The 11,953-nt window shown below is 64.8% G+C and carries 13 protein-coding genes; 11 read left to right on the forward strand and 2 right to left on the reverse strand.

What is annotated here, in order from left to right; translation table 11 throughout:
* The first annotated feature begins 301 nt into the window (after positions 1–301).
* From DIR46_RS12550 to DIR46_RS12580, 7 genes are all read left to right on the forward strand, one after another.
* Positions 302–1,351, forward strand: coding sequence for a porin (locus tag DIR46_RS12550; protein ID WP_109345510.1), 1,050 nt, complete (start codon positions 302–304; stop codon positions 1,349–1,351).
* Positions 1,352–1,496: 145 nt separating this feature from the next.
* Positions 1,497–2,777: a porin gene (locus DIR46_RS12555; RefSeq protein WP_109345511.1), complete on the forward strand. Its 1,281-nt coding sequence runs from the start codon at positions 1,497–1,499 to the stop codon at positions 2,775–2,777.
* 118 nt (positions 2,778–2,895) lie between these two features.
* The gene (locus DIR46_RS12560) at positions 2,896–3,561 is read left to right on the forward strand and encodes a DUF484 family protein (RefSeq protein WP_109345512.1); all 666 of its coding nucleotides are present in this window, start codon (positions 2,896–2,898) and stop codon (positions 3,559–3,561) included.
* Between the two features lie 10 nt (positions 3,562–3,571).
* Positions 3,572–4,501 (forward strand): tyrosine recombinase XerC, encoded by a 930-nt coding sequence (xerC, locus tag DIR46_RS12565; RefSeq protein ID WP_109345513.1) that lies wholly within the window; start codon positions 3,572–3,574, stop codon positions 4,499–4,501.
* A gap of 154 nt (positions 4,502–4,655) precedes the next feature.
* The gene (locus DIR46_RS12570) at positions 4,656–5,726 is read left to right on the forward strand and encodes a CobW family GTP-binding protein (protein ID WP_109345514.1); all 1,071 of its coding nucleotides are present in this window, start codon (positions 4,656–4,658) and stop codon (positions 5,724–5,726) included.
* A gap of 261 nt (positions 5,727–5,987) precedes the next feature.
* Positions 5,988–6,437, forward strand: coding sequence for an RNA polymerase-binding protein DksA (gene dksA / locus DIR46_RS12575; RefSeq protein ID WP_109345515.1), 450 nt, complete (start codon positions 5,988–5,990; stop codon positions 6,435–6,437).
* Positions 6,438–6,648: 211 nt separating this feature from the next.
* Entirely contained in the window at positions 6,649–7,899 is a 1,251-nt protein-coding gene (locus tag DIR46_RS12580) for an STAS domain-containing protein (RefSeq protein WP_109345516.1), read from the forward strand.
* Positions 7,900–7,910: 11 nt separating this feature from the next.
* Here DIR46_RS12580 and DIR46_RS26590 read toward each other — a convergent pair whose 3' ends face one another.
* On the reverse strand, positions 7,911–8,072 hold the full coding sequence (locus DIR46_RS26590; protein ID WP_162819318.1) for a hypothetical protein: 162 nt from the start codon (positions 8,070–8,072) through the stop codon (positions 7,911–7,913).
* A gap of 89 nt (positions 8,073–8,161) precedes the next feature.
* Here DIR46_RS26590 and hslV point away from each other — a divergent pair, with 89 nt between their 5' ends.
* The 4 genes from hslV (at position 8,162) to DIR46_RS12600 (ending at position 11,173) form a co-directional block, all read left to right on the forward strand.
* Complete coding sequence (hslV, locus tag DIR46_RS12585; protein ID WP_109345517.1) at positions 8,162–8,698, forward strand: ATP-dependent protease subunit HslV; 537 nt, start codon at positions 8,162–8,164, stop codon at positions 8,696–8,698.
* Positions 8,699–8,711: 13 nt separating this feature from the next.
* A complete protein-coding gene (gene hslU, locus DIR46_RS12590) occupies positions 8,712–10,052 on the forward strand; it encodes an ATP-dependent protease ATPase subunit HslU (RefSeq protein ID WP_205289120.1) in 1,341 nt (446 codons plus the stop codon).
* Between the two features lie 33 nt (positions 10,053–10,085).
* Positions 10,086–10,289 (forward strand): hypothetical protein, encoded by a 204-nt coding sequence (locus DIR46_RS12595; RefSeq protein ID WP_109345518.1) that lies wholly within the window; start codon positions 10,086–10,088, stop codon positions 10,287–10,289.
* Between the two features lie 152 nt (positions 10,290–10,441).
* On the forward strand, positions 10,442–11,173 hold the full coding sequence (locus tag DIR46_RS12600) for a helix-turn-helix domain-containing protein (protein WP_109345519.1): 732 nt from the start codon (positions 10,442–10,444) through the stop codon (positions 11,171–11,173).
* Between the two features lie 35 nt (positions 11,174–11,208).
* Here DIR46_RS12600 and DIR46_RS12605 read toward each other — a convergent pair whose 3' ends face one another.
* Positions 11,209–11,946 carry a hypothetical protein gene (locus DIR46_RS12605; protein WP_229446589.1) on the reverse strand — a complete coding sequence of 246 codons (738 nt, stop codon included), beginning with the start codon at positions 11,944–11,946 and terminating at the stop codon, positions 11,209–11,211.
* Between the last annotated feature and the right edge of the window lie 7 nt (positions 11,947–11,953).

Genomic DNA, 11,953 nt, shown 5'->3' on the forward strand with positions numbered 1-11,953 from the left:
ACAAAGCTGGTTGAAGCGGATGAAACCGGCCACCGTCGCCGCACGACATCGGAACAGGCTCGCGGGTAGCCCGATGGAAGAACGCCGCCGCCTCTTTCTCGGATGCAAAACGACCGCCTGGATGTCATGCGCGTGGCATACGTTTCAAAAATACAACAGCACGATTGGATTTATTAGCGATCTACCAAGCGCGCCACTGATAATTGACCAAATAGCCAGCGCTGAAGCTTGAAACAATCGAGGTTACCCGACCGGCCTCGACGCTCTGCATGCGCTCACCTCGATCCTGGAAACACCGATAATGAAACCATCTCTCCTGGCTGTCGCACTGCTCGGCGCTTGCGCCGGCGCGGCCCATGCGCAGACGTCGGTGCAGGTCTACGGCAACCTCGATGCCGGCATCGTCAAGCGCAGCGGCGAGAACATCAGCATCGGCAAGCGCGCCGCCAACACCCTCGGCATCCGGGGCACCGAAGACCTGGGCAATGGTTTCAAAGCCCTGTTCCATCTTGAAATGCGCTATGAGCCGGATACCGGCAGCAGCGAGATCGGTCCTGGCGGCAACCAGCGCCAGCTATTCCAGGGCCAGAGCCGTGTCGGCCTGCAAGGCGACTTCGGCATGCTGCGCATCGGCCGCGGCCTGACTCCATTCCACGAGACCATCGGCAACTTCGAACCCTTCCATGCGATCCCGACCGCGGGCGGCTTCTATACCGACCTGAGCGTTGCCGGCTACAGCTCGCAGCCGCTCGACCCGGTCGGCGCATCGAGCAACCGCTGGTCGAACGCCATCTGGTACAACTCACCGGTCACCAACGGCTTCCAGCTCAACACCGCGATCGCGACGAAGGAAAACAACGGCGGCGTCGCCGTGATCGGCCGCGGCAGCGCCGGCGCGCCCCAGTATCCGGCCGGCGCCGAAGCCTCGGCCAATCCGTTCTCGGTCTCGGCCACCTACAACAACGGCCCCGCCGCCCTGATGGCGGCCTATGAACGCAATGCGATCGAATCGAAGGTCTGGTCGGTCGGCGCCGCGGTCCAGGCGACTCCGGAACTCAAGCTCATGGGCACGTTCACCAGGCTGGACGAAGACCATACCCGGGTCTTCAACAACGATACGACCTCGTGGGTGCTGGGCGCCAACTATGCGCTGGGCCCGGGCAGGTTCCTGGCGGGCTATGGCCAGAAAGATACCGACGGCCTGGAGAAGGTCAGGCAGCTGTCGCTGGGCTATGAATACAGCCTGTCGAAGCGAACCTATCTGTACATCGACGCCTCGCGCAAGAAGGGCCTGCTGACCAGGCCAGGCAGCGTCAACCAATACGACATCGGCATCAACCACGCGTTCTGAGCGCTCCTGTTCCATGTAGTGTTTTCACAACGTCTGATCGTCCCCAGCGCATCCGCGAACGAGCGTTCTGTACAGTGCGCCATGGCAATGGCATATTGCTTGGGCGAGCGCACGCATCGCAATAAGAAAATAATATGGAGACACGATGAAGAAAAGCCTGATCGCCGGCCTGCTCGGCGCGACGTTTGCATGCTCCGCCCTGGCCCAGACCAGTATCCAGATCTACGGCATCGCCGATGCCGGCGTGATGTGGCAAAAGGGTGGCCCGACCAAGGTCTATAGCGGCGGCGCCGACGGCTCGCGCCTCGGCATCCGGGGTAGCGAAGACCTCGGCAATGGCTACAAGGCCATCTTCAATCTCGAGGCCCGTGTCGAACTCGATAACGGTTCGCAGCAGCCGGCCCTGATGAACGACAATCCGGGCGTCTACCTGCTGCGCGGCATGAACCAGATTCCACAAGCCATCCGCGACCGCCTGCAGGCGGCGATCCAGCCGCCGGGCGCGCCGGCCGTCAACCAGGAAAAAGCCCTGTTCGACCGCACCTCGATGGTCGGCCTGATCACCCCGATCGGCGCCGTGATGCTGGGCCGCATGTACACCCCGGGCTACGAGGTGTTCAACATGGCCGACGCCTTCGAATCGGGCACCGCCGGCACCTGGGGCCACATCACCGGCGGCACCGCCGGCTTCACCGCGCTGGGCGCCGACATCCGCTCGCAGGAATCGGTCCAGTACCGCATCGCCCTGCCGAACGGCCTGGGCGGCTCGGTGATGTATGGCGCGCGCAATTCCGGCTATCTCGGCCGCTACAAGAAATTCCGCGGTGGCGCCATCACCTACAAGGCCAATGGCTTCGACGTCGGCATCGGCTACAACCACGGTTACGACATGCAGAACCGTCCGAGCCTGCGCACCACGACGGTGGGCGGTTCCTACACCCTGGGCGAGCGCTGGAAATTCTTCGCCGGCTTCCACAGCCAGCGCAACCAGAATTCGGCGTTGCTGCCCGATTACCTGGACGGATGGAAGCAGGCCGTGGTGCCGGCGCTGATCGCGCAAGGCGTGCCCGAGGGCACCCGGAATGCCCTCCTCGGCATTTTCCAGACGAATATCAGGGCCAACACCCAGCAGGATGCCAACAGCTACCAGGTCGGCGCCCATTACAAGATCGGCAACGGCCGCATCGTGGCTTCGTACGCGCACCAGAACGACCGCACGGCATCCAACAGCGACGCCAACCTGTATGCGGTGGGCTACAACTACTTCCTGTCCAAGCGCACCGACCTGTACACCGCGCTCGCCTTCATCAAGAACGACAACGAGGCGCAGTATTCGCCGGGCACCTCGGGCAACCCGGGCGGCTTCACCGAAGCGCCGGGCGCCGATGGCCGCGCCCTGCAGCTGGGTGTCCGCCACCGCTTCTGACGCCTGCCAGCGCTCACCCCAAGACGCCTGCGGGCGTCTTTTTTCTTGCCTGCCAAAACGTCGACGCCATGCCCGCGTCGGGTAAAATGGTTTGATTCATTCCATCACTCAATTCCCCATGAGCATCGCACCACTGGACGCCAACGCTGTCGCGCAATACCTGATCGATCATCCGCAATTCTTCCAGGAGCACGCCGGCCTGCTGGGCGAAGTCAAGCTGTCGAGCCCCCTCACCGGCCGCGCCGTGTCGCTGCAGGAGCGGCAGATGGAAGTGATGCGCGATAAATTCCGCGCCCTCGAACTGCGCCTGTCCGACCTGTCGCGCCGCGCCGAAGAAAACGCCGGCATCGCCAACCGCTTCCACGCCTGGACCCAGGCCCTGCTGGTCTCAAAAGGCGGCGCCGCCATGGCGCGCGACCTGGCCGACGGCCTGCGCACCCATTTCATCGTGCCGCAAGTCACCCTGCGTCTGTGGAACGTGGCGCCGGAACATGCCGGCGAATGGTTCGCCCAGGGCGTGTCGGACGACGCACGCATCTTCGCCAACAGCCTGCGCGCACCATATTGCGGCCCGAACAACGACTTCGAGGCGGTGCGCTGGCTGGACGATGCGGAATCGATCCGCTCGACCGTCATGCTGCCGCTGGGTCAGCCGGGCCAGAGCTTTGGCCTGCTGGTGCTGGGCTCGCCCGATCCGGCGCGCTTCACGACCGCGATGGCGACCGATTTCCTGGTCCACATCGCCGCCACCTCGACCACCGCGCTGGCGCCGCTGCGCGCCTGAGCCAGGAGCCATGGACTGGGCCGCGCGCTACCTGGGTGAGCTGAGCACCCAGCGCCAGCTGTCGCCGCACACGGTCGGCGCCTACCGGCGCGACCTGGCCGAGCTGGCCGCACTGGCCGACGTGGCAACCCCGGCCGACTGGGCCCGGCTGACTCACTTCGACATCCGCCGCTACGCCGCCAAGATGCATGCCGGCGGCCAGTCGGCGCGCACGATCGCGCGCAAGCTGTCCGGCTGGCGCGGCTTCTTTGCCTGGCTGTCGGACCAGACCCCGCTGGCCGTCAACCCGGTCGACGGCGTGCACGCTCCGAAACGCTCGAAGAGCCTGCCCAAGGCGCTGGCCGTCGACGACGCCGTGCAGTTGATGGAAGCAAATACGCGCGGCCACGCCGAACCCTTCGAGCTGTGCAACCGCGCCATGTTCGAGCTGCTGTATTCGAGCGGCTTGCGGGTATCGGAACTGGCCGGCCTCGACGTCGCCTGGCAGGATGCACGCGCCGGCCAGCCGGCCTCGCTCGGCTGGCTCGACCTGCAGGCCGGCGAAGTGGTGGTCACCGGCAAGGGCAACAAGATGCGCCGGGTGCCGGTCGGCGGCCCGGCGCGCGAGGCGCTGGCGGCCTGGCTGGCGGTACGTCCCGCCGCGCGCGACGGCAGCGCCGCCCTGTTCCTGTCGGCGCGCGATACCCGCATCTCGCCGCGCGTCGTGCAGAACCGGCTCAAGCAGCACGCGCTGCGCGCCGGCACGCCGGTCCACGTGCATCCGCACGTGCTGCGCCACTCCTTCGCCTCGCACCTGCTGCAATCCTCGGGCGACCTGCGCGCGGTGCAGGAATTGCTCGGCCACGCCAGCATCACCTCGACCCAGATCTATACGGCGCTCGATTTCCAGCACCTGTCGAAGGTGTATGACGCGGCCCATCCGCGCGCCAAGGCCAAGTAGCCGCCCGGCCGGCGCAGGCGCGCCTTTCCGGCCACATTCCCGGGTTGATGGTTTGAACTCGATCAAGCCCGGATACGGTTGATGGTGAGCTTGCAGGAATTGCGGCATAATCCCCCGGTTCTTTTGTCCAATCCCCAACACGAGTAGCGAACCAATGGACCTGATTCCCAGCACCATCCTGACCGGCTTCCTCGGCGCGGGCAAGACCACCCTGCTCAACCGCATCCTGCAGGAAGAGCATGGCATGCGCATCGCCGTCATCGAGAACGAATTCGGCCAGGAAAATATTGACAACGAAATCCTGGTGCAGGATTCGAGCGAGCAGATCGTCGAGATGAACAACGGCTGCATCTGCTGCACCGTGCGCGGCGACCTGATCGTGGCCCTGACCAGCTTGGCGCAGAAGCGCGCCGCCGGAGAAATCAGTTTCGATCGGGTGGTGATCGAAACCACCGGCCTGGCCAATCCCGGTCCAGTCGCCCAGACCTTCTTCGTCGACGAAGAAGTAGGCGCCAACTACCTGCTCGACGCCGTGGTCACCGTGGTCGACGCCCGTCATGCGATGGACCAGCTGACCCAGAACGAGGAAGCCCAGCGCCAGGTCGGTTTCGCCGACAAGATCCTGCTGTCCAAGACCGACCTGGTCGACGCCGCCGCCGTCGAGGCGCTGAAGGCGCGGCTGCACCGCATCAATCCGCGCGCGCCGATCGCGACCAGCGACTTCGGCCGGGCGCCGATTTCCGACGTGCTCGACCTGCGCGGCTTCAACCTGAACGACAAACTGGAACTGGATCCGGACTTCCTGAAGGTCGAGGAAGGCCACGAGCATGACCATGACCATGAGCACGGACACGACCACGATCACTGCGGCCACGACCATGCGCATGGCGAAGCCTGCAGCCACGACCACCACCACGGCCACCACAGCGACGACATCGCCGCCTTCGTGTTCAAGAGCGAGCGCGCGTTTGACCCGGAACGCCTGGAACAATTCCTGGGCAGCCTGGTGCAGGTATTCGGTCCGCAAATGCTGCGCTATAAAGGCGTGCTGCGGATGGAGGGCGTCGACCGCAAGGTGGTGTTCCAGGGCGTGCACCAGATCATGGGCAGCGACGTGGGCCCGAAATGGGGCGAGAACGAGACGCCCGCGACCAAGATGGTCTTCATTGGTAAAAATTTACCAAAAGACGTATTTGTCCGCGGACTTGAACAATGTTTGGTATAAACTACATCGGTTTGACCGGCTGTTGAGGATCGCATGACGACCCGCCGCGACAGTTTGTCGCGGCCGACTCGCCGGACGGACCGGTGCGCTATATACTAGCCGCCAGCCTGCTGTAGCGAACTGTCCTTGCTGCATATGCGGCGCGGCCAGAGAAGGGATGGCGCCAGGTCGCCATCAAGGCAGCTTGCCTCACGCACACCTTTATCGGGTAGAAAGTTGGCAAGCTGATAAAATGAAAACCTCTGTCGTATCGAAGGCATCATGACTAAAACAACGAAACCGAATACCGCCCAGCCCGAAGAACGCCTCCTGACGGAAGAAGAGATTCGGGCGATGAGCGATGACGACTACATGAATCCGGCCCAGCTCGCGTTCTTCAAGAACCGTCTGCAGGAACTCGAGAAGGAACTGCTGAAGAACGCCGGCGAAACCACGGAACACCTGCGCGAAACCGTCCTGGTTCCCGACCCGGCCGATCGGGCGACGATCGAGGAAGAACACGCGCTGGAACTGCGCACCCGCGACCGCGAACGCAAGCTGCTCAAGAAAGTGCAGCAATCGCTGCAGTCGATCGACAGCGGCGAGTACGGCTGGTGCGAAGAAACCGGCGAACCGATCGGCATCCCGCGCCTGATCGCCCGTCCGACCGCCACGCTGTCGCTGGAAGCCCAGCAGCGCCGTGAGCTGAAGCAAAAGCTGTACGGCGACTAATTTATCGCCGTAGTCATCAAAAAAAGCATGCGAGGTATCGCATGCTTTTTTTGTTTGCGCGTCCGTTTTTGCATGCGCGCGCACGTTTCAGGCGCCATGCATATGCTATCGTTTCCCATCGGATACACTAGCCTGAGCAGCGTGTGCGCAGCACACAGGCCGGGGGTTCGTGCTATGGTCAGCACGTCTGGCCTAAATGACAACGGTGAGCATGGGGCTTTTCTCCTTCCTGAAGAGAAAGAACGACGATGCGGGGGTGCGCGACTGGCCGCCGCCCGAGTCACGCCTGCGCGGCGAACCGTCGCGCCTGGACACCGAGGCCGAGCGCGAACGCCAGCGCGAGATCGCGCGCGCCACCGCCGCCAAGATCGATGAGATCGAGCTCGCCTTCGCTTCCGACATGTTCGACGACGAGCCGGCCTGGGGCAGCAACGTACGGCGTCCGGCCCGCGGCGTCGCGCATCCGGAGCACGACGTCCCGGACCAGGCGGCGACGCCCGCCAGTGCGCCGGCGGTCGAGGAAAGCGCCATCCTGTACGCCAACGGCCAGCGCGACGACGCCGAGCAGCTCCTGCGTGCATCGCTGGCGACCCTCGGCCGCGCCGAGCGCCAGCCGTGGTGGATGCTGTTCGACCTGTACCAGGCCGACGGCCGTGAAGACGCCTTCGAAAGCATCGCCATCGACTACGCCAGCCATTTCGAGACCTCGCCGCCGGCATGGAAACCGCTGCCGGCGGCGCAGGACGCGGCCCGTCCCGGCGCCGGCCTGACCGCGGTCGAGACCTTCGGCCCCACAGTCGACGCCAGCGTCGCGGCGCGCTTGACCCGCGTGCTGGATGCGACGGCGCCGGTCGTGCGCCTGGACTTCGGCCGGGTGACGGCGATCGATGCCGACGGCGCCGCCTGCCTGCTGGCGGCGCTGCAAACATTACGCGGCGCCGGCCGCGAGCTGGTGCTGGCCGGCGCCGACACCCTGCTCGACACCTTGCGGCCGATGCTGGTCATCGGCCAACGCGGCGCCAGCCCGGCGCCGTGGCTGCTGCTGCTCGAGCTGCTGCTGCTCACCAACCGCGAAAAACAGTTCGAAGAAGCGGCGATGGATTATTGCGTCACCTACGAGGTGTCGCCGCCCTCGTTCGAGGCGCCGCTGCGCGTGTCCACCGCCGCGCCGGCGCCGGGCCATGGCGACCGCTTCATGTTGCCGTCCGTCGTGAGCGGTCCGGACAGCGCCCTGCTGGCGGCCATCGATGCCTATGCCCAGGAGCGCGAGACGCTGGTGCTGGATTGCTCCCGGCTGGCGCGCATAGATTATGCCGGCGCCGGCAGCCTGCTGGCGCGGCTGGATGCGCACGGCGCCGCCGGTCGCACGGTCGAGCTGCGCGAACTGAACCATCTCGTCACTACCCTGCTGCGCCTGCTCGGGGCGGGTGACGGCGTGCGGCTCTATCCGCACCGTTACTAGGTTTCAGGCGTTCAGAGCCAGCCCAGGGCCAGTAACAGCAGCAAGGTCACGACCAGCGACACCAGGATCGAGCCAAGACAGCCAAGCTTATTGGAAAAGAAGAGAAACATCGTGTGCGGTTCCAGTCGTGAGCCTATCGACAGCGTACAGCCTGCTGTCAGCGCCAGGCGCACACTTATCCGAATGCATTTAAGGCAGAGCTAATCTTGCAATCCCACGCACGATCCCCACTTGCTGTTGGCTAGAACATCACGAGGTCAAAATGGAACAATTTCACGGTACAACCATCGTCAGTGTGCGGCGCGGCAGCCAGGTCGCGCTGGGCGGCGATGGCCAGGTCACGCTGGGCAATGTCGTCATGAAGGGCTCGGCGCGCAAGGTGCGCAAGCTCTACCAGGGCAAGGTCCTGTGCGGATTCGCAGGCGGCACGGCCGACGCGTTCACCCTGCTGGACCGTTTCGAAGGCAAGCTGGAAAAACACCAGGGCAACCTGCTGCGCGCCTCGGTCGAGCTGGCCAAGGACTGGCGCACCGACCGCGTGCTGCGCCGCCTGGAAGCGATGCTGCTGGTGGCCGACCGCGAGTCGACCCTGATCATCACCGGCAACGGCGACGTGCTGGAGCCGGAAGACGGCATCGGCGCCATCGGTTCGGGCGGCGTCTATGCCCAGTCCGCCGCCAAGGCGCTGTACGAGAACACCGACATGCCGCCAGCCGAAGTCGTCAAGAAGGCGCTCACCATTGCCGGCGAGCTGTGCATCTACACGAATATGTCCCACATCATCGAGACCCTGGACTGATATGAGCAGCATCATGAACATGACCCCACCGGAAATCGTCTCCGAACTCGACAAGCACGTGGTCGGCCAGGGCAAGGCCAAGAAGGCAGTCGCCATCGCGCTGCGCAACCGCTGGCGGCGCCAGCAGGTCGACGAGAGCCTGCGTTATGAAATCACGCCCAAGAACATCCTCATGATCGGCCCGACCGGCGTCGGCAAGACCGAGATCGCGCGCCGCCTGGCCAAGCTGGCCGACGCGCCCTTCATCAAGATCGAGGCGACCAAGTTCACCGAGGTGGGCTATGTCGGCCGCGACGTCGACACCATCATCCGCGACCTGATCGACATCGGCGTCAAACAGACCCGCGCCAGCGAAGCGAAAAAGGTGCGCCAGCGCGCCGAGGACGCGGCCGAGGACCGCATCATCGACATCCTGGTGCCGCCGGCGCGCGACTTCGGCTTCAACACCAGCAACGGCGGTAGCGATTCGAAGGAAGGCGAAGCCACGCGCCAGACCTTCCGCAAGCGCCTGCGCGAAGGCTCGCTCGACGACCGCGAGATCGAAATCGAAGTGGCCGATGCCGCGCCGCAGATGGAAATCATGGCGCCGCCGGGCATGGAAGAAATGACCGAGCAGATCAAGTCGATGTTCGCCGGCGTGGGCAATGCGCGCAAGAAGCCGCGCAAGCTCAAGATCAAGGATGCGATGAAATTCCTGGTCGACGAAGAAGCCGGCAAGCTGCTCAACGAGGACGAACTGAAGCAGAAGGCGATCGCCAACGTCGAGCAGAACGGCATCGTGTTCCTGGACGAGATCGACAAGATCGCGACCCGCTCCGAACACGGCGGCGCCGACGTCTCGCGCGCCGGCGTGCAGCGCGACCTGCTGCCGCTGGTCGAGGGCACGACGGTGAACACCAAGTACGGCATGATCAAGACCGACCACATCCTGTTCATCGCCTCGGGGGCCTTCCACCTGGCCAAGCCGTCGGACCTGATCCCGGAACTGCAGGGCCGCTTCCCGATCCGCGTCGAACTCGAATCGCTGTCGATCGACGACTTCAAGAGCATCCTGACCTCGACCCACGCCAGCCTGACCAAGCAATACGAAGCGCTGCTGGCGACCGAGGGCGTCACGATCGAATTCGTGGACGAAGGCATCCACCGCCTGGCCGAGATCGCGTTTTCGGTCAACGAGCGCACCGAGAACATCGGCGCGCGCCGCCTGTACACGGTGATGGAAAAGCTGCTCGAAGAAATTTCGTTCAGCGCCGGGTCCCAGAAGGACCAGGTGGTGCGGATCGACGCGGCCTATGTCAACGAGCGACTCGATGCGCTGGCGGTCAACGAAGACCTGTCGCGCTATGTATTGTAATCGGCGGCTGTAATCTTCCAGGAGACCTCCCGCATGGCGAACAAGGCGTTGGCGACACGGCAGAAGATGCGGCTGCGGGTGGAACCCTCGCAGCAGTTCGGCAAGCCGCGCAACCCGATCGCGGCGCTGGCCAAGGCGCGCGCGGCCGGGCCGCATGCCAAGCCGCTGTCGAGCGAGCGGCATGAAGCCAAGCGGGCGCTCCGGAAGGTCAAGCTGGTGGCGGACGAGGACGACTGAGCCTGCGCCAGCCCGATCAAGCATTTCTCCTTGCGGACACTTCGGTGTCCGCTTTTTTTCGTCCATCGGACCGGCGCGCCGTTCGTCGCATGCGTCTTGTCCCTGTCGCCGTTCAACGGTAGAGTCAAGCGTCGCCTTTCTTTACGGATACCATGAGTTCACCCGACCTGATCCTCGACGCCCTGCGCGCCCGCCTGCGCGCGGCCGGCATCACCTACAAGCTGCTGGCCGAGCGCATCGGCGTGAGCGAATCGAGCGTGAAACGGATGTTTGGCCAGAAGGACATGGCGCTGTCGCGGCTGGCCGAGATTTGCCAGGCGACCGGCATCCCTCTCGAAGAATTGCTGCGTGGCGCGCTCGACACCCGGCCCCAGCTGGATGCCCTGAGCCTGCCGCAGGAGCGCTCGCTGGTGGCCAATCCGCGCCTGCTCCTGATGGCGATCTGCTGCCTCGGCCACTGGAATGTGGAACAGGTCATCGACACCTACAAGCTGAGCGAGGCCGAGTGCATCACCCTGCTCGCCGAACTCGACCGGCTGGGACTGATCGAACTCAAGCCGCTGAACCGTTACCAGCTGCGGGTGTCAAACGCATTCCGCTGGCTGCCCGATGGGCCGGTGCAGCACTTCTTCCGCGAACATGTGGTGGAGGATTATTTTGCCGGGCACTTCGACGGCGCGGGCGAGGCGCTGATGTGCCTGCCGGCGCGGCTGTCGCATGCCAGCGCTAAAGAGTTGTCGCTCAAGATCGAGCAGCTTGCGGCAGAACTGGCGCGGCTGCACCTGAACGACCGGCGCCTGCCGGCCGGGGAACGCGAGGGCTACACCTTGCTGCTGGGGTTCAGGTCGTGGGAACTGGCGGCATTTACCGCGCTGCGACGCTGATGGACGCGGTGCGGTAAAGGGGCGAACGCCCCCGTTTACTGCGTGATCGGCTGCTGGGTCTGGTTCATCGGCGGCGCATTCGGCGGCATCTGCACGTTGTTGCGGCTCTGCTGGGTCGGATCGCCCTGCTCCGGCGGCGGATCCTGCGGCTCTTGCGGCGCCTGCTGGTCTTGCGGCGCCTGCTGCTCTTGCACCACTTGCGCATTCTCCGGGGTGGTCGGCGTACCCTGCGGACCGCCGCCAGGTGGCGGCACGCTGCGCATGGTGGGCGGCGGGTTGACCACGCCCGGCGCGGTCTGCGGTTCCATGGCCTGCGGTATCTGCTGCTGCATTTGCTGCTGCAGCATGCGCGGTTCCGGCGGCATGATCGACGTCGACTGGCCGGTGTCAAGCGCCAGTTCCACCCGCTTCATCACGCCGCCATCCGACAACATCACATAGCGCCGGTGCACTTCGGCCACGGTCACGCCCGGCGCGATCTCGCGGCCGATACGCACCGCCTTCGGGGGCTGGCCGTCGGCCACCAGGATGACCGCGCTGTCGGCGCCGGCCGACACCACGCCGGTGAGCTGGAAATTAGAAATCACCGCCGTCGGCTGGCCGCCGAACAGCGTTGCCGCCGCCTCGGGGCTCGGCGGCGGCTGGGTGGCGACCGGCGCCGCCGCCAGCGGCCGCTGCTCCGGCTTGTACAGCTGCAGCACCCAATAGGCGATCGAGGCCGCCAGCAGGATCAGGGCAAGCAGGCTGAAGAGAAGAGGCAAACGCTTGTTCATATTATTG

Origin of the sequence: Massilia oculi, assembly GCF_003143515.1 — a bacterium.
In the GTDB taxonomy this organism is placed as follows: Bacteria; Pseudomonadota; Gammaproteobacteria; order Burkholderiales; family Burkholderiaceae_D; genus Telluria; species Telluria oculi.